10 protein-coding genes are annotated in these 20,611 nt (G+C 40.4%); 1 reads left to right on the plus strand and 9 read right to left on the minus strand.

The annotated features are described in order from the left end of the window. Positions 1-544 precede the first annotated feature (544 nt). On the plus strand, positions 545-1,795 hold the full coding sequence (locus tag AACZ88_RS23230; protein ID WP_339715985.1) for a divalent metal cation transporter: 1,251 nt from the start codon (positions 545-547) through the stop codon (positions 1,793-1,795). Between the two features lie 100 nt (positions 1,796-1,895). On the opposite strand, the gene AACZ88_RS23235 is transcribed toward AACZ88_RS23230, so the two are convergent. The 9 genes from AACZ88_RS23235 to AACZ88_RS23275 form a co-directional block, all read right to left on the minus strand. Next, positions 1,896-4,733 (minus strand): right-handed parallel beta-helix repeat-containing protein, encoded by a 2,838-nt coding sequence (locus tag AACZ88_RS23235; protein WP_339715987.1) that lies wholly within the window; start codon positions 4,731-4,733, stop codon positions 1,896-1,898. A 9-nt stretch (positions 4,734-4,742) separates the two neighbouring features. After that, the gene (locus AACZ88_RS23240) at positions 4,743-6,215 is read right to left on the minus strand and encodes a sulfatase-like hydrolase/transferase (RefSeq protein WP_339715990.1); all 1,473 of its coding nucleotides are present in this window, start codon (positions 6,213-6,215) and stop codon (positions 4,743-4,745) included. Positions 6,216-6,224: 9 nt separating this feature from the next. Then, a complete protein-coding gene (locus tag AACZ88_RS23245; protein ID WP_339715993.1) occupies positions 6,225-6,956 on the minus strand; it encodes a DUF6250 domain-containing protein in 732 nt (243 codons plus the stop codon). A 135-nt stretch (positions 6,957-7,091) separates the two neighbouring features. Next, on the minus strand, positions 7,092-9,329 hold the full coding sequence (locus tag AACZ88_RS23250; protein WP_339715996.1) for a cytochrome C: 2,238 nt from the start codon (positions 9,327-9,329) through the stop codon (positions 7,092-7,094). Positions 9,330-9,464: 135 nt separating this feature from the next. After that, positions 9,465-10,685 (minus strand): putative glycoside hydrolase, encoded by a 1,221-nt coding sequence (locus tag AACZ88_RS23255; RefSeq protein WP_339715999.1) that lies wholly within the window; start codon positions 10,683-10,685, stop codon positions 9,465-9,467. A gap of 8 nt (positions 10,686-10,693) precedes the next feature. Then, the gene (locus AACZ88_RS23260) at positions 10,694-13,450 is read right to left on the minus strand and encodes a six-hairpin glycosidase (RefSeq protein ID WP_339716002.1); all 2,757 of its coding nucleotides are present in this window, start codon (positions 13,448-13,450) and stop codon (positions 10,694-10,696) included. Positions 13,451-13,476: 26 nt separating this feature from the next. Continuing rightward, positions 13,477-14,841, minus strand: coding sequence for an alpha-L-fucosidase (locus AACZ88_RS23265; protein WP_339716005.1), 1,365 nt, complete (start codon positions 14,839-14,841; stop codon positions 13,477-13,479). 42 nt (positions 14,842-14,883) lie between these two features. Continuing rightward, the gene (locus AACZ88_RS23270; protein WP_339716008.1) at positions 14,884-17,718 is read right to left on the minus strand and encodes a heparinase II/III family protein; all 2,835 of its coding nucleotides are present in this window, start codon (positions 17,716-17,718) and stop codon (positions 14,884-14,886) included. Between the two features lie 69 nt (positions 17,719-17,787). Beyond that, on the minus strand, positions 17,788-20,607 hold the full coding sequence (locus AACZ88_RS23275; protein ID WP_339716011.1) for a heparinase II/III family protein: 2,820 nt from the start codon (positions 20,605-20,607) through the stop codon (positions 17,788-17,790). Positions 20,608-20,611: the final 4 nt, after the last annotated feature.

The raw sequence follows: 20,611 nt of genomic DNA on the forward strand, positions 1-20,611 counted from the left end.
CATCAGCAAGGAAATCCTCGCAAATCAAGACTTCGATGCTTTAAAAAATATCGTTAAGAATACTTTAGAGAGAATCTCGACATTACGAAATTAGTCGTTCTGATTTACCTAAGACCAGTGCTTACCGTTTATAGACCAAGGGACTTGATAGTATTTGTTCAAGCTGGAATTGGTGTGGATTATGTATCCTAACGTTCAAGGCCCATGTTACATCATCTAAGGGCGGGTGACAAATCAACCGCTATGTATTGAATTGAAGAATCAAAAATAATTTATCGACAAAGGTAACATACAGCCATTTTAAGTCCTGAAATACAAAGAAAAAAGTAGTATCTTGATCGAAATCGGAGATTCTATTAGTATGGGGCAGCTAACCTGACATTGGTATGAAAAGAATAATTATTATGTACTAAATACGATTATTAACTCCTGAAAAACATTTGGTGGAAAAACAACAAAAGTTTGAAATATGGTACTAAACAAATGTTTAGCACCATATTTTTTTTTAAATCATTGACATCCCTTTAAAAGTAAAAAAACAATCATGGAATCTAGTAGTACATCTGTTTTACAAAAAGTTAAAGGAGGACTGAAAAATTTCGGGCCGGCATTTTTTATCATCGGCTATGTTGTGGGTACGGGAAGTGTAACTTCTATGGTAATTTCCGGAGCCAATTACGGCTTGAGTCTTTCTTGGGCGCTTTTACTCTCTTGTTTCTTTACTTATTTCCTCCTAATAGCCATTAGCAAATTGACCATTGTTTCTGGAAACACCCTGATGTATAATTTTAAAATTGCTTTTGGCAGACCATTGACCATTTTTATAATTACCGCACTTCTTGTTTCCATCGTTTCCTCATGTATCGGGGTTATGGGCGTGGTAGCCGAAGTCACTATGGAATGGATTTCTGTAAATACATCTATTTCTTTTTTAAATGGCCCTGTCATCGCTAGTTTACTTATTGTTTTATTAATAGGCCTTTTTTGGACAGGAAAGCATGAAAATTTCATTAGAATAATGAGCATTATGGTTGCTTTTATGGCCTTTGCATTCATTATCACCAGTATCATGGTAGTTCAAGAAGCTAGTACAGGTATTCTTGAATTCTTCCCTAAATTGGAAGGAGGGCAAAGCACAGGACTTGTCATTGCAGGAATCGTGGGTACAACTATGGCCGGAGTATGTTTGGCATCAAGAAGTATTTTAGTACAGGAAGAAGGATGGGGGATGAAAGATTTAAAAGCCGAGAATAAAGATGCCATGTCTTCCATGGTCATGACATTTTTTATAAGCCTAGCTATTATGATCAGTGCAACAGGCACACTTTATTTCAAAAATGTGCAGGTAGAAGACGCCACCGATATGATGCACGCCTTGGGGCCATGGGCAGGAGATTTTGCGCTTACCCTATTTACATTGGGTATCATAGCGGCAGGTTTATCTTCTATTTTTCCAAATCTTTTATTATTTCCTTGGTTAATTTCTGACTATACCCAAACGAAACGCAACATGAAAAGACCGCTATATAAACTAATTGTAATCTTAGTGGCCCTATCAGGGCTAATAGTACCCCTTGTCGGCGGTAAACCCGTTTGGATATTAATTGCCTCCCAAGCCCTAAGTCCTTTTATAATGCCTTTAATTACTCTCTTTTTATTGATTTTGCTTAATAGGGAAACTATTATGAAAGAACACAAAATAAAACCAGGAATGAACTTTGCACTAGGTGCTACACTCATTTTTAATTGCTATATGCTCTATGTCGCTTTGGATGGATTCCTGAAATTTATTTAACTTAAAAAGGCAATGTTATAAGTGTAGCTTTGGTTACACTTTGGCCCTTTCTTGCCAACCACTTACCGGTCTTGCCATTATTAAAAAATTCCCTGTATAATCAGTCGACCATTAATTTAAAAATCTTCTCGTTGTAATTTCGTACGGCTCGCAGTTCTATTATTTTACCACTAATTTTTTCTAATACCTTCTTTAGTTCATTAGAATTATCAATATTTTTACCATTCACTGCCTGAATGACCCAACCGCTTTCCAATCCCGATTTTATCCAACTTTTACCCAATTCCGTATCAATAGATTTTATAAAGCATCCAGAGTTATATCCCCCAGATGCATCTATTAAATCTGGATCATCGGCTATGTTGATAAGGGTAGCACCTTTAATTTCAACAGAACTCACGATTTTATGTTCTTCCCTTGCTTTTGAACCCGAGTAGCTACCAGAAAGCAACGTACCCAACCAACTGGGGTGCACTAGCTTGTCGACTTTCTTATAATCTGTTGAAATTACGAACCCAACGGCATGACCCTTTTCATTGAAAGAACGAAATTTCAAGTGGGTAGATCTGTCAAATTTGAAAGGTTGCACATATACGGGGGATGCTAGCGTGGGTTCGGACCCATCTGTCGTGTAACGGGTACTTCCCGATCCACCAATTCTTGTATCGGCAATAAGCGTAACGGATATTTCTTCTTCAAACTCACCACCAAAAGGAACTGCCCTAGTCATTTGATGGCCGAATTCATCCATCGGGAAATTTTTAAATCCCAATTGCAATGCGGGAGAGTTCGCGGCTACCGAATAATCGCCATTTTCCGGGTCTACGAATAGGGGTTGTGCAATTTTGGCGTTTTGATCATAACCTTCGGCTTTCCATTGCTCGAAATTCGTTTCTGTTGTAATCTGTTGTGTTTCCGGAAAATTCACATTCCAATAAAGATTATGGTCATAGTGGTTACTCCACTTGGCATTATCAAGCATTCGTATGGGACGTATAAAAATATCCGTTGGTGCATCTTTACCTGGCACGCTTCCTGAAATAACAAAAATATTCTTATAGACCTCATCTTCCGAAGCCCTTGGCCAAACATGCCAACCAAGGGGAACGGCACTCACACTGATATTATTGAACACCTTACGGAACATACCATCCCGTAATTTTATAGTAGATCCTAGATTGAGGTTATTGTATATCTCAAAAAAACTAGAGCCATCGTCCAAATCGATTGTCCAATTTCCGGCACTTATCGATTTTCTATAATTGGCGATCCGGTTGTTTCTAACGATAACGGGATCAATGGCATCCAACTTTACATATTCCTTTATAAAATCAGTGTCTGCACTCCCCCCTGAAGCCAACCATTGGCGCTCTCTGCCCCAAGAATTAAACGGACCGTGCTCACCTGTTTCACGTACCGTTTCCCATATATCGTTGTGCTCAATAATATGACCACCCCAGGTACCATCATTGATACAAATACCTGCTCTCGGACAATTATAAATGGTATTATGCGCGGCGGTTATTTTATGACTCATGGAAATATAGACCCCGGCCACTTGTTTGCCGTAATCGCCAAAATCGTGCATAATATTATTTTCTACTAAACAATTTTTGGGATAGTCTGGCGATTTAGGACCCGGCTCCAAATCCATTTCCTTTCTCATTTCACTCCAATCCTTTCCATGGATTTCCTTATCGTCCCAGGTTTGATAAAAACGTACGGCATCGGGAGAACCCACCAAACATACCGTGCTTTCCCCAACATGAAAAAATCGACAATTGCTAACCGTATTATTGCGATTATAGCCGCTCATAAAAACCCCGTTGCCGCCCAGGTATTCAAAATTACAATCGGTAATGGTACAATTTTCAGCTCTTTCCAAAAAAATGGCCCCGCCACGATGTATAGCCCAGTCTCCTCGGGCGAGCGGTTCGTAAGCCTCCATAAACGTGGTGTTGCTTTGGGAAAAATCGAGTCCCGTAATCGTGATATGGCTTACCGGTTTTTTACTGTCCCCTTTGATCTGGATCAAATCTTTAAGCACAGGAACTTCGAACACGGCATTCTTTAAATCAATACCTTCTTCCGGATAATAATAAAGTAGTTGCTCTTCTTTATCAAAAAACCACTCCCCAGGTACCGTTAATTCCTCAAAAATATTCTCAATAAAAAACCAAGAAGCGTTTTTCCCCTTTCCGCCAATACCAAATGCCCGCTGTAATTGCCACCCTCCTTCATCTAAAAATATTTTATTTTCACTTGCTTCGACACTTTTTATGCGGTACTGCATATTGCCCCAATTGTGGCTTTGAAAAGCATGAACGATTCCCGTACTGGGGTTTTTCCAGTTTTTGTTGTTAAAGTCTTCAGGCTTTAGGGTAATCCATTCATCATACCTACGATCGGTACCGTCTGCCACTTGCAAATAACCTTTTCCATCTCGCAACGGGTTTTCATAATCAAAATCGGGAAAGCGGGAACGCACTTGACGGTGACCGTTTACAAAAAGCTGGTCAAAAGCGATAGCTGACGGAAGCTTGGCCACGTAAATTCCATCTTTGTACGGTTGCCATTGTAATCCTTTCATGGGGCGTGACCCCTTAATAATCACCTCAGCACCCGGTTCACTTGAAAAAACAACGGGATTTTCTGCAGTACCTGATAATTCAGGACCTAAAACGATGGTCTTCTCCAAGTAATAGGTACCAGTAGCGAACCAAAGGGTTACGGGTTCTTTGCCTGCAAATTTGTGAAGCTCCTCAACCGCACGACCGAAAGTGGCAAAGGGTGCCATTTTCGTACCAATATTTTGGTCATTGCCCTTTTCGGACACGAAAATATCTTGCGCCCCAAATACTTGTATTGAACATAGCAGTACAAGGAATAAGCAAATTTTAGCCCTGTCCGTATATATCGATTTATGTATAAATTTCATTTTGAACTTCTATTTTGTTTGGTTCCAAAGTCGGTATGGATCGTCGTGTAGTTTCATCTGTTCTAAAAGCAGTTGCTCCATTTCGGCTAATTTTTTAGCATATTTTGGATTTTCGGCAAGATTAGTTTGCATTTCGCCCTCTTTCTGATGCTCTTTTAGATACTCATGTGGGTTTTCGGCTAAATTGAAAAGTTGTGTTTCACGTACCGATCCGTCCATCATGTCATATTTTATCAATTTCCAATCGCCTTTTTTCACCGTTCGCATTCCGGGTTTTGTACCTCCTGAATAAACGCCATACATCACTTCCCTGACAGTTTCCTTTTCCCCGTTCAAAATGGGTTTAAAGCTTGTACCCTCAACAGATTCAGGAATCGCTATTCCCGCCAAATCACAAAGTGTCGGTAAAACATCGAGCAAATAGATATTACCCTTAACTCTTTTCCCAGCCGTTATTCCTGGCCCTTTTACGATAAAAGGTACACGCCATGTATGTTCGTATAGGTTTTGTTTCCCCATTAAACCGTGTCGCCCAACCGACATTCCATGATCTGAAGTATAGATTATATAGGTATTGTCCAGCTCACCCATTTCCTCCAATTTTTTTAGCACCTTGCCCAATTGAATATCGATATTCTCTGAGCAAGCATATTCACGCCCCAATTCGTTGCGAACGGTTTGTTCATCCCGATTTTTCCATACGCCACTTACCCGTTCTTCGTCCCTAAGTTTCGGGTGGCCATGAAAAAAAGGATGGGCCTGTAAGTAATTTTCTTGTAATGGAGGCTGCTTGGCATTAGCCGGAGGAAGGGTAAGGGTATCGGTATGATTGACAGCCCCATATTTTTCCAAAAGTTCAGGAGTACCATCGCGAGTATCGTGCGGATGCGAAAAACCAAAGTAAATCAAAAAAGGATCTGTGGCTGCGGCACTTTCCCTATCATTCAAGTAACTCATTACTTGTTTGGCGTGCCAAGCACTGCCACTTTCTTCTGTGCCACCCCTCTTGGTTGCATCGTGTACTACCGTGAATTGCTCATTTGCGGCCGGGTAAGAATTGCCTTTTTTACATGTTCGCATAGTTGCATACCCCGCCCGGTTGAAAACGGCTCCCATGGTTTGCTGTTCTAAACCATCGGGTTCGTCGGGGTTTTTAAAATTACCTCTAGAAGGCAGATGCCAAAGGGTGCGCCCGCTCATAATCATGTGCCGTGACGGGGTACAAACGGCCCCCAACCAAGACCCCATATGCCGCGCACTTTCGAAAACCATGCCCTCATTGGCCAAACTTGAAATGTTAGGAGTTTCCAGTATGGATTCCGGATCATAGGCTTGCAAATCAAAAGGCGATTGGTCATCGACCAATACGAACAAAAAATTAGGGCTTTTTTTCTTTGTGACTTTATCTTCCCCATTTTTACAGGAGAAAATCAAACTCAAAAAAAATATCGGTAATACAAAGATTTTCAGACTACTGTTCATACTACTTTTCTATTCTGATACTAATTCAAATACTTTAAAATTATCTACAGTCATATGGTTGTTTACCGTTCTGAAGCCAAAATGTCCTGATTTATAAGGATTCGGATCATAAAAATCGATGATGAGATCCCCATCACGGTAATACTGAATAATGCCGTCGAAAGCAACGATCTTGATTTGTGTGGTCGTATTCGGTTCTATCAGATATTTTTGGGCTGAAAGATCATGTTCGGGCAACAAGGGTCTATTGCCATCGCCTGTATATCTTCGGAAACGTGTTTTGGAATTATCATGCGCGCCAACCCCCATATAATAAAGGCGGAGGCTATCGTAATTTGAAAATTTGCCACCCCGTTCGCTCGAGTTTGCAAAAAGATTATCAGGATACTCCATATCTTGGGCCATCCAAAAGCAGTTTAGATCCGATACCCGATCTTGAGGACCTTCATTATCGATTACATAGGCATCATAGGTAATCATAATGGGGCCTTTCAACTTTTTTTTCAGCCAAATGGTACACCCCGAAACATCGGTAATTTCCATTTTTCCGTTATTCGATTCCACCAATCCTCCGGGCATCTGCTCTACCTCCCAATTTTGGAGTCCGACTTCGAAAGAATCAAAATACACCATGTTCTTTTTCACCGTTAGGGTATCATTGATACGTTCGCTTTCCTCCTGCCCTGATACTACCGCCGAAACGAACAAAAGCATTACAATCAATAAGGTTTTATTATTCATACGTTTAAATTAAATGTTTGTAATACGTTATATCCTGTGTATCACATTAAATTTTTGAGCACTAATTTTAGAAAAGATTACTACAAATTTTCTTCATTACGAAACCGATTTTCCATAAAAATTCTGCCCTTTGTATCATTTAAGCTCTTCTTTTTCTAATTCTTCCAAAGTCCAGTAATCATCTCTTTCCGCAGATTCATTCCGTGCATCACGTACCACATTTCTATGAACACCATCTTCATCATTCATTGCCCTAATATAACTCATTACATCAGCAATCCATTGATCACTGTTACTCTTTAGAGGCATCATTATACCGTAATCTTTTCCTTCTACCGGTCCAATAAGTCCGTTTAGCAATATTTTACCAAGTGTACCTTTATCACCTTTAACCCGTGGGCTACCGATTAAAGTGGGAGCAATCAGATTTCCATCTTCTGTAGGCAGGCCTTTTAAATCTGAACCATGGCAGGTGATACATAATTGCTTGTAGGAGTCATATCCTCCAAGCACGCTCTTCTTATCCCTCTGACCTCTATTCGCTATTCTTTCTTTTAGCTTGGCCAGTTCTGAATCGTCTTTTTTAAGACTCTCCACTACGGAATGGGATACAATTTCATTTTGACTGTATTTTTCAAAGATGAGATGCAAAAGATCCGTAGCTTTTTGGTCTTTACTAAACCTCAAACTTAATGCGAGTTGGTTTACGACTTCTAAGATAGGGTCATCGATCAATTTTTCTAAATCGGTCAATATGTTTGAATCGTCGGAACTGAAAAAGTTTTCACTCAAACGAATTGCGGTTACCCTGACTCTCGGATCTTCATCCTTAAGTTTAGCAACTATCAATGCTGCGTCAACAATACCCAAGCCCTCTAGAGTCCATAGAGCATGAACCCGCTCTATTCCAAAATCTTTATCGCTTTTGAACATACCATCAAAAACAGATGTATTGTCTTTAGCCATCTCCGTTAATTCTGGAACAACCGATTTATCAGCTTTTAAAATAATAAGTTTCTGAGCGGTATTGCGATACCAACCATTAGGATGCCCTAAAAACGGTAGCAATTCCGATGCATCTTTTCCTAAAAGTTCAGGTTTTTTATCAGGCTTAATATCTTTATGTACAATTCTATAAATTCTACCTTTTCCTATATTTTTGTCTAATCCTTTACGAACAATTACAGGGCGAAGGAAACTTCCTTTTTTTGTCCAGTTGCTTTCTTGAATAATGCCGCGATACATATCTACGATGTATAGGGCTCCATCAGGACCCGTTTTGGCTTGTATCGGTCTAAAATTAAGATCAGTTGAAGCCATGAATTCAGCTTCATCATACGCATTGTAAAGCACTTTTTTACCCTCTTCTATTTTTACTTTTGCACGGCGAATGAGTCGTCCGACAGGTTCGGGAATAAATAAGTCACCATAGGTCGAAGGTGGTAATTTATGACCTCTGAATATCTCCTGACCTGCCACACCCGTAAAATGATTGAGGGTGTTATCTTCACGTAATTTTTTTAGTCCCCCTTGTACATCAGGAGTGCCCACAATTGGCCATGGCTGGACAAATTCTTTAGCCAATCTTCCCGGGGGATTGTAATCTCCATAAGCCGCAGGTTGTTGAAAGCCATATGCAGGATTTTCGCTGCCAGCGGAAGAATAATACATGGTGCCCATGTCATCTTGGGTTAACCCCCATTGACCACTGGCCATATTGTCTAGGGTGTCTACTTCTACTTTTCCTTTGGTAAATTTAAATCGATAAGGATTATAGGTTGTATAAACCCAATTGTCTAAATTCCACAACAACCCGCTTTGTTGGTGTTCCAAGTTTCCTCCACGACGATTAGGATTGTAATATACCCGTTCTTTTTTATCGGCCACCCCATCATTATCTGTGTCTTTATAACTCCATAAATCGTAGGAATAGGTTTCATTAACAATAAGTTCGTTTTCTAATGGTAAAATCATCCTGGGCAGCATAAGACTATCTATAAAGACAGAACTTTTATCCATTTTTCCGTCGCCATTGGTATCTTCGAGTAATTTTATCTTACTTACCGATTTATTTGTACCCGAACCATCTACATCTTGCATATAGGTATTCATTTCGGCAACGAACATGCGTCCATTTCCATCCCATGCTATGGTAACCGGTTCATCTATCATAGGTTCACTGGCTACCAGTTCTACCTCGTATCCTTCTGGTAAATAAAAGGTCTTCATACTTTCTTCGGGGGAAAGAAAATCGGAGACTGCCTCTTTTACAATCTCTGGTTTTTTATATATTTTTTCCGAGTATTCTTTTTCTTGGCAGCATGACAGTAGAGCGACGGCCAAAATCGGGAATAGGTTTTTAAGGTAGGTCATGGTTATGTTCATGTTTGGTTAATTGTGAATGTATCATCTCTATTGATGGAATCATTCTCGGAAAGTAATAATTAAAATTTTATATGTATTATTTATTGAATAGAATTAAACTGGTAAAATGCCCGATATGGTTTCTCAATGCCACGTAATTTTAGCCCTTTTAGTCTCGGTATTCACCCAAACATTGGCATGCTCAAATTCACGTGTAAATATCCATCCATCCGGTTTTTCACGTTTAAAGGCTCCTTTGGGGCGCCCGAGTGGTTTTTGTAAAGCAGGATAATCTACTAGGTTGCCATCCTTTAAGTTCCAACCCCAATTCCATTGAAAATATGAATAAGGCTGTGCGCCAATAAGGTAACAGGCATGGTAGTATTCCAATTGATCCATGGATCGTTGTTCGATCCCATCTGTTTTTGTGGCTCCTATGGTAATATCGCTTTTTCCCTTTCCTTTGGCCCCGAAACGATAGATCGAAATTTTTCCGGCTTTGGCAACACGGACCATATCTTCCCATTCTTTGAGTAGATTTTCTTTATTGGTTACGGTTGCATTATAATGCTCGAACATAAATGCATCGCAGACCGGGAAAACTTCTTTAGTACGGGCCCCATTGTTGCCGACCAAAATTTTATCTGGCCCTATTTGTGCTTTTAATGCCGCCATCATTTCACCTTTGGCTTTTGCCAGTTCGTTTAAATCATCTACGTGATAATCTGCATTTTCGTCTACATTCATGCGATCGACAAAAATGCCATCAGCCCCTGAAATTTTAAGCCCTTCAACTGCCGATGCCACCCACCACTTACGAAATTCTGGATTTAAAGCATCGAAATAGTATGAAAATGCCGATCCGTTCGTTTTTTCCAGAAGTTTTCCGGTCTTAGGGTCAATGGCCAAAAATTCGGCCAATTCTTTGTTTTTGGCAAGGCCCTCTGGTGTAAATTCTTTATTGAACCGAGGAAAGGGCCACGCCACATATGAATTATAATAGAATAGTACTTTGGTTTCCGGCTTTATTTGATGAAAAGCTTCTACTTCGTACTTTGTGCCCATCACTTGGTCGCCAAGCTTATTGTATGCATGTGATTTTTCAATGCAGACAAAATCTGTTCTATTCGCTATAAATTTCGCCTCATCGGTTGTCAATACCCTATCAATATCACCAAAATGATAGTACATGGGCGTCGTTTCCCAACTGAATTCTGGAAAATAGGCCTTCGATTCAAAACTGGAACCGTCACTAATAGCAAGCGTTGATTTTTGTTGTGCGTGCGCACTCAAACTTAGCATGATAAAACAACTTGCCAAGCCTGCCGCTATAATGGACTGAAACTGTACTCGTAATTTTTTCATTTTTCTTTTTAATTTATTTCAATTTTGCGCAATGGCCCTGCACTAAATTTATTTTCTGCATTATTGTCGCTAATAGTCACGGGCACTTCGTTATGCAATAGCAATTCATCTTCTTTAACCTCCAATACGACATTACCGACTTCAGAAGCCGAAATCGTATATCCTTTGGCGGTAACTTCTTTTCCGTTACCCATAAAAATTACCCCATCCCCATTCTTTTCATTGGCGATTAACGTATAGGTGGCATCGGTGGACATCCCTTTATAGTTGATCTTTTTAGTATTGGCCGAAGAAAAAACAAAATCTTCACGACCTGTTTTATGCCTGATATTCAAGCCTACGAATTCAGTACTTCCATTTTCATCTTCAAAACTCGTGATCATTTCAATACTTTTTCCTTCACCTGAAGTGAAAGGCTCGAAAACAGCTACAAATGGATGCTCCCATGCTGCTCCATACTGTCTTGCCGCAAAGGTTAGATAAGGTGCTTCGTCAACGTCATAAGGTAGGCCATGGTTTCCTTTAAAAGCTTTGTTTGGTGGTGACTTCAGTGAAAATATTTCCCTGTTTTCTGCGCCCATCATCCAAAGATTCATAAACACATCTTCTTCTTCATCTGGCCGATCTATTTTCCATTGGGCTTGATAATTTTCGTTAGTTTTAATCGATTTTTTATCCCATTGATAATCAAAAGCATATAAATATCCGCCCGCAAAAGCCATTTCTTCCGTTGGCATCAGCTTTAAGGGTTGCCCGGAAGCATCCAAAACCTCCATACTTTGACCCAAATTATGATAGAAATAATCGTGGAACTTATCGCCTTTGTGCTGTTTTTTAGAACGAAAAACATCAATATAGTAGCCGGTGGCCTCCCCTGTTTTCACAGCACTTACCAATCTCGATTGGTCACTACGGGTTTCAGGTTCTAAAAAGTAAACATCGGAATACGTAATATTCGAATAATAGCCCTCTTTTTTCTCTGACTTAGGATATGCTCCCATCAAGTCAAACGCATGATTACTGAACATTTCGGTATAAGAAGACACGCCATCGACCATCACCGTATTGTGTGCCGGGAACTGCGAATAAAACTCCAAGTATATCGGTTGTAGGTAACCAGCACCTTTTCCAGGATCGCTGCCTTGAACAAAACCCTTGCCATAAAGCTCCAGGTTGATGCCATTGGCATGCATATGGTTTCCTAGTGACGCATTCAAGGATGCCATCATACCATCTTTACCAGTTCCAATACGTTGTACATGCCAACTCACATTGGGCGCGTAAAAAGCTTGGGTGATGTAATCTTTTAAATCGCCCTCTTTGTACTTTGGGTCAAGCTCTAAAGGTTTGCTTGCAAAAAATGAACTTATGTCGGCTTTTGGTTTTCTTATTCTGTCCGCTTTTTCATTCTTGGCAAATAGGCGATACAAACCTGTAAAATCTTCTTCAAGGTTTTCATCATCGTTTTTCTGAGCAACGCGTATTAAATTTGCAAAAGCTTCTGTTTCAATACCCCCGTAATTGGAATCACCAAAAGCAACTGTTTGCCCATTGGGAAATAAATACTGGGGCAACATTTTTACAGCCTTCTGCATTACGGGCATGTAGGGTAAAATATTATGGTCGAAAGTATTGTCGAAATCCTTAATAAAAGTTGTTAAATCTTTAGTTACGCCTAGAGAATACCCCGGACACTCTGCCCAAACACCATTGTTCTTGTCATACCCAAAATTCATAAACTTCGTTAACGACCATTGCCGTGCCGAAGTAACATTCAAAATATAGTCGATGTAATATTTCCGTCCTTTTTGATCTTCATAATACTCATTATCCTTTAAGACCATTGCGGCCTTTAAAATTATCTTTGCCTGATGTAGGTTCCAGTTATTTTGTGGTACTCCATTTTTAATGATCTGATCTGTCCATCTCTTGATGGTTTTGTCATACATCGGAATATTTTCAGCATGGTTCGCTTCAATGTACTGATGTAAAAAATCATAAAGTTCGGCTACATCAATAAGCACATTTTCATGTATTACTTGAAAATTCGTAAACCCGACAAGCGTTTGAATGTGTCCGTTTAACAGATCGATAGGTTCACTTCTATACGACATGCCTTCCAAATAGGTATGCATAATAGCATTGGCAAACTTAGCGTACCGTTCATCGTTTTCCAGCCAATAGACAAATGCCGCATCTCGTGCCAACTCGATTATTTGCTCATTAATGGAGTAAATTACCCTTCCTGTTTTTGATATTTCAGCCCATTCAAAGGGATTCCCCTCTTTGCTTCGATTTGGTAGATACAGACCACGTGGGTCATCCATGTAGGGTAAAATATCTTCCAATTTTGGCGTTCCGTACGGTGTTGTATAGTCTCTTGCACCTACAAAGCGAACCGTAGGAACCGGTGCTTCCCCATCGGCATGCGAATAATTAACACCGTTAACATAAATATTGGTGGCTTTGGTCTTCCAATACATCTGCAGGCGAGAAACCATCCATTCGGGGTCTGTAACATGGCGTTCTACATGTGCATCAATTCGATTGTGGATTCCCGCCAACACGTCTTGCGCCCATTGCTCTTTTTTTATGGTTTTTTCTAAATCCTTTTTTCCTGATTGGGTAATGTACAATCTGGGATACCCCTGCTCAAGATTTTCAGGAAGCGGTATAGTACCTTCAATTTGTGCCTGAACGCTAGAGCCCGCTAGACATATCAATAAGTGAACTGCTATTTTGATATATTTTATATTACCTTTCATCACGTACACTTATCTAAATTGAACCTTTAATTTAAAGTCAATTTTACAACAGAAACTGACGCATCAGGCGCTGATTTAGGTACGCTGATTGTGAATCCTTGGTCACTTGATTCTGTTGTCAACTTCGACTTGGGGTCGGTCAACAAACTTGCCTCTTTAAGTTTAATATCGCCATTAAGAACCAATTTGCCATCTTCCGGCCAATCGAAAACATGGGCGTAAAGCACACCATCTTTTTTAGTATAGCGTCCCCATTCCGGCCTGTCATAAGGGCTAGCCGTAGCACCGTAAATCGCCTCCCCATTTGCTTTGGTCCATGCCCCCATATCATTCAGTCGTCTAATACTTTCTGCAGGAAATCTTCCAAAACCATCAGGACCGATGTTCAATAAGAAATTACCTCCTTTTGAAACGATATCCACTAATTTTTGAATAAGGTCTTCACTACTTTTCCATTTATGGTCAGATGGTTTATAGCCCCAGGATCCGTTCATAGTCATACACGCTTCCCAGTCTGAATCGATTCCTGTAGCCGGAATTTCTTGTTCGGGCGTACCAAAATCGCCTGCAAAATTCCCTTCCATGTCCATTCCTTCCATTCCCATTCGGCCTTTATCAACTCTATTGTTTACTATTGTGTTGGGCTGTATGTCACGGATAAAATCATAAAATTCCTTACCCATTTCGGTCGTATAATCGGCAATCCAGTCCCCATCGAACCAGACTACGCCTACGTCACCATAACCGGTCAATAATTCTTCTACCTGTGGCTTTAGGTAATTTTTAAAATATTTTGGGAACTCTGGATTCACCACGGTCTGGTCTTTTTGCCCCGCATTATAGTTGGGAAATAAATTGCCCTGTGCCTGCGGATGGTGCCAGTCAACGATGGAATGGTAAAAACAGAATATGATGCCCTGTTTTTTGCATGCTTCCGCCAATTCTTTGATGATATCCCGCTTAAATGGCGAGGAATCCATGATATCATAGTCGGATACTTTGGAATCCCAAAGCGCAAATCCATCGTGGTGTTTTGAAGTGATTACGATATATTTCATTCCCGCATTTTTAGCCATGGTCACCCACGCATCTGCATCAAAAAGCTCTGGATTGAACATATTAGGGAATTTTTCGTACTCCTCTATCGTGTAGTCCAACTTGTCCATGGCCCATTCGGCTCCGCCACCCGCTATTTGTTCTCCACGTTCACCACCTATAATTGAATATGCCCCCCAATGAATGAACATACCGAATTTGGCATCGCGCCACCAGGCCATACGTTCGTCATCTGAAAGCTTTTTTACATCGGAAGTTTGTTGCGAAAAAACAACACTGAAGTTTAACAGTAGCAACGTGGCCAGTGTTATGGTCTTTTTTATTTTCATTTTCATTTTGTCTAAATTTAAAATCGATTCTACTTTTGTCTCTCTTTTCTATGACTTTAAAATAATAAGAACTGTATCGTAGCCCTTTTCGAGCTTGAATACCACTTGATCGGGGTTGTTTCTGTTCGTTGTTCCTATTCTGCGCGCCACCATTTTACCATCTTCGTATAATTGAATCTCAGCTTGTTCGATTCCCTTGGGCAAAGGCATATTTATGGTCAGGGGCCTGTCGTTGGAAACCTTGAACCCATTGGGTCTGGTCTCCAAGGAAAAAGTGAACGGTACGCCCGATGAAACGATATCCCACCCATGGGATTCGAATTTTTCCATTCCCGAAAGAAACATAAGCTCAATTTTCGAGTCTTTTGTTGGTTGACGGGTTAAGGAAAAAAGTCCTTTTTGGTAGAAACCCTCACGAACGGTAATATCATTTTCGGAAACATTGAGCACCATTTTATCTTCCGTTATTTTATCGTTCAACAGCACATCGATAAGTTGTGTATTCGGAAATTCTTCTAAGGTAGAATAGGATACATTCGCAATGGGATTTACACCCCCAGACATATAGGGATTGAAAACTACGGCAAAAGGATTTTCCCAGGCAGCCTCTCCCCTCTTGAGTATTAAAGTAGGCGTCGGCTTATCTAATATTTCAATCGGGGCCGTTCCTTTACTCAAGGCATTCGATTTTGGCGAATTGACCTTATAAATGGTCTGGTTCTCACTTCCCTTTACCCATAGCTTCATCAAATTCTCGGGCTTATTTTCGCTTTGCAACGTAAACAGGGCCTGAATATCCCCAGAATTTGCGGCCTTCATTTTATCGGTGAAATAATCGTAGCCTTTTAAATCTCCATGTTTTGAGGATAAATCGTCGGTGGAAACAAAGTCTAAGGGTTTGTTATTTGAATCAAAAATCTCAAACTCCTGGCCTAGATTATGATATATATATTCGTGTTTTTGCTTTGTTTCCTGTTGTTTTTTAGATCTAAAAACATCAACGATATAGGACTTGTCAACATTTGATTTTACAATGGCGGTAAAGCGCTGCTGGTCAGAGATTGTCTTTGGCTCTAAAAACGACACTTTTGAAAAGGTTACCTTATCAAAAGATGGCCTTTCGCCAGATTTCGGATACACATTCTCCAATCTAAAAGGATGATATGTTCGCATCGCCGAATAATCGGAGATGCCATCTACGACAACCGTATTATGGGCTGGAAAACGCGAATAAAACTGCCGATGGTCAGGATGCCAATAACTTGGCCCCCGCCCCATATCGGGACCCAATACATAGTGGTTCGCATAGAGTTCCAAAGAAATTCCATTGGCATGGGCATGATTACCGAACGACCCTACCGTCGATACAAATACAGCGTTTTCGCCGGTGCCCATTCTTTGATTGAGCATGCTGACATTGGGCGCGTAAAACGTTGGTGACATCAAGTTCCCTGTATTTATATTGTTAGACGACGATTGGATTTCGTTCAAGGCATCCACGTAGAAAAACAACTCGAAGAAATTATCGGCTTTTCGTTCATACAGACCATCTGAGACCATTTGCGCTAAAAACCCAGAGATTAATTTTTCCTTATCATTCTGCTTGTATTTTCTATAGTTCGCTACCAACAGTTCGAAATTTTCAGGCGGAAGCGGTCTATGATGTGAATCTCCAAAACCAACAGTATATCCACTAGGAAACAAATACTGAAAAGATGCCAAGGCTGCTTTTTCTACAATAGGAAAATTGGTGAATTCATTGTTATTCGTCGCATGATCCAACAACGTAAAAATTCGCAATAATGTGGTGATAACATGAACCGAATACGAAGCGCTCTCGGGCCATATCGCATTTTCTTGATCGTAAACCAAAAGCGTTTCCTTAATGGCTATTTGCCTATCGGTAGATTTACTGAACGTATGGTCTAGAAAATATTCACGTCCCTTACCATTTTTGTACGTTTTATTTCCTTCAAGAACCAGGCCGATATAAGTAAGAAACCTTGCTTGAAAAAGGTTCCAATTATTGTCCGGTATTCCTTTTTTGATAATCTGGTCTCCCCATTTTTGAAACACGGCCACGGTAGTATCCAAATCGGCATTTTTAGCTTTGAAATAGTTGAATAAAAAATCATAGGTGGTTACCAAGGGTACAACTATTCCTTCGTGAATTACTTCAAAGGTGGCTAGGCCGGAAATATTCTGTTGGTTTGATTTTTCTAAATCGATCGGGGCATCCCTATGAAACATACCATTCATATAGGTAAAGAATACAGGGGCGGCAAACTCTGCATATTTTTCTTGCCCGGTAAGCCAGTAAAAAAAGGCCGCATCGGCCACAAGCTCCATGATCTGTTCGTTGGTATTCTCAATGGCAAATCCAGATTTTGATGGATGTACCCATTCCATCTTTCCGGTTTTCTTATGTTCTAAATACAACCCCCGTGGGTCATCCAAATACGGTTGAACATCTTTTAGGTTGGGCCGCTTATAGTCAGTCGCCCAATCACGAGTGCCCGAATATCGTACGGTCGGCACAGGGGCCTCACCTTCCGAATGTGAAAAATCGCCGCCTTTCAAAAAAACTTTGTTGTGTTTGGTCTTCCAATTCATTTGCAATCGAGAGACCAGCCATTCCGAATCCTTCTTCCAAAATTCAATATACTTTTCAAGTTTTTCCTTTTTTTTATCGACCAGCTCCTTTTTCCATTGAACGGTCTCTATCGATTCTACGAAAACTTCCTTTTCTTGATCGGTAACGTAAATTCTCGGGTGCGCTGTAGTTTGTGCGACCAAAACAGGTATCCCAAGAAAAAAACAGCCTATAATTAGGAGTATTTTGTCTCGCATTGCTTTTATCCTCATGCTTAAATTCAATTGCATTTTATTTGTTTTACCCGCTTTGGCCCCATGTTACTTCACTACAGACATTGACAGGCTTTGGTTACCTGGTTAGGGTTTTGTTTTAAACTCGATCGTTTGAAAATCCATTTTAGGAACAATAAACCGAACCACATCTTTCGTGTCGATAGTTGTGCGCTTTCCTCTTATTTGTTTGTGTGCGTAGGTCAAAGACACTTCATTACCTTTGAATGTATCAGGAACTGTCAATACTGTTGATTCGTTACAGGTCAACTGCACCTTTTTACCATAAACAAGGGCCGCGGCACCCGATTTTTTCCCTAAAACTTCAATAGACCAGCCATCTTTTGTGATTTTTTTCCCAGAACCTAGAAAAAGTGTGGTACTTCCCTTCTCTTCGGTTACCAAGCCGAAGCTTCCCTCGAAATCAATATTTTTATAGCTATAGGCGTTGCTTTTTTCGGAAGAGAATAGCAAATCTTCCCGACCGGTATTATGATCTATTTTCAGTCCTACAAACCCCTTGTCTCCATTTCCAACGTTAAAAGACGCTATGCTTGTTATGGTAGACAGCTCACTTGCCGTTGTAGGTTCATAAATGGCCACGAACGGCCGATTCCATGCCTCACCATACTGCCTGACCACGGTGGTCAACAATGGAGCTTCTTCGATTTCCTTTGGTATCATACCATTTCTGAATGCTTCCGATGGTGGCGATTTGACCCTAAAGACTTCACGATCACTACCACCTAACATCCACATGTTCATGCTCACTTTCCCTTCTCCCTTAATCGATAAATTGAATGTGGCTTTGATGGGATCACTAGTCATTAACGATTCTTCATCCCAGAAATAATCGTACGCTTTTATATTTCCTTCCTTAGAAGATAATTTAGTGGTTGTTTTCAATGGAAATAATTCATCATTCCCATTCTTCAATAGCAATTCCTGCCCCAAATTGTGGTAAAAATAATCGTGGTATTTATCGTTGTTTTCCTTTGTTCGAGATCGAAAAACATCGATATAATAGCCCGTTTCTTCACTGGTTCTAACGATGCCCATGACTCTATTCTGGTCGGCATTGGTACTAGGCTCGTGGAAATATAGATCCGAAAAAGTGATGTCGGGAAAATATCCTGTTTTACGCTCAGATTCGGGATAGAGGGTATTGACTTCAAACGCGTAGTAACTGCGCATTTTTTCATATCGTGATTTTCCATTAACCGAAACGGTATTGTGTGCGGGAAACTGCGAATAATATTCCCGATAATCGGATTGAAAATAACTGGACCCCCTCCCTCCTTCCGGTCCCAGAACATATCCTTTTCCGTAGAGTTCCATGGCAATACCATTGGAATGTGCATGATTACCCAATGAGCCTGCCTGGGAAATCATTAAACCATGTTTGGGGTCGAGTCCGTTTCGCATTGCAACCCAACTAACAGTTGGCGCATAGAAGGTTGCTGTCATAAAATCAGCCTGATTTGCCGGTACGATATTAGGATTCAAAGGTACTTCCGTCTTGTACAAAAAGTTATAGAAAGAATTCTTTGTTTTTTTTTCTTTTTGAGTTTTCTCTTTCCCTTCAAGCATGTACAATAACGAAGTAAATTTCTCCTCTTGTGGTCGCTTATCGAACTTTTGGGCATTGGCCACTAAATCCAGAAAAGGTGCTGTTTCCAGCGGTCCGTAGTGGGAATCACCAAATGCCACAATATATTTGTTGGGATATAGGTACTGTGGCATTACCTCAACCGCTTTGGGAAGAATGGACATGTACGGCAAAACATCAATGTTCAATGCTTCTTGAATTACCCGAGTCAAATGGGTATACCCTTTTGCGACACTTAGGGCATAGCCAGCACTCTCGTTCCAGATTCCGTTATTTTGGTCATAGCCGTATGCCAAAACATCGGCGATCGACCACTGTCTGGCCTCGGTTTCATTGAAAACACGGTTTAGGTAATATTGACAACCCTTACCATCTTCATAAGCACTGTCATCGTCTAATGCCAAAGCCAGTTGTATTACGAAATTCGCTTGATGTAGGTTCCAGTTATTATCGGGTACCCCATTCTTAATAATGATTTCAGCCAATTTTTTCAATGAACCCGTGTAAATTGGGATCATTTCTTTTTTGTTCTCCTGTAGATACTCATACAAAAATTCATAGGTTTCGGCCAGTTCATCTACAATGTTCTCCTTGATTACCTGAAAGGAGGTCAATCCTATAATTCGCTGAACATTACCATTTTTCAGGTCTATAGGTTCGTTTCGATAATACAATCCGTGCATATATACATCGAATAGGTGAGCCGCCAATTCGGCATACTCCTCATCACGTTCAATAAAGTAGACCAAAGCCGCATCACGTGCGATTTTCATGATATTCTCATTGGTATTCTCAATGACCCTGCCCGTTTTGGAAGGTATTACCCATTCCCATTCGTTCGTTTTCTTATTTTGTAAAAACAGGCCTTTATCATCTTCTAAAAACGGTTTTACATCTTCCAATTTTGGCGTTTTGTAAAGTGTCACATAATCGCGCTGCCCCGTAAACCTTACTGTGGGAACGGGTGCACGCCCCGTTGCATGGGAATAGAACTCTCCATCAACGAATACGTCGGTGGCATGCGATTTCCAATACATCTGAAACCTGGAAGACAGCCACTCTGGGTCTTTCTTATATTGTAATACATGCTTTGCGATTTTGCGCTTGAATACGTTGTAGGATGCTTTTATTTCTTCGGAATTCTCAATTTTTTGAAGGATGTTATCCTTGTTCAAATGAGGTGCCAACATTCGCGGATGTTCCCTTTCAATAGCATCTGGGAAGACAAACTGCGCAGCTGCCCAATCACTAGAAAACAGGAAGGCTATCGCAACAATAAGAAAACAGCGTTTCTGCATAAGA

It is taken from the genome of uncultured Kriegella sp. (assembly GCF_963975415.1).
Taxonomy (GTDB): Bacteria; Bacteroidota; Bacteroidia; order Flavobacteriales; family Flavobacteriaceae; genus Kriegella.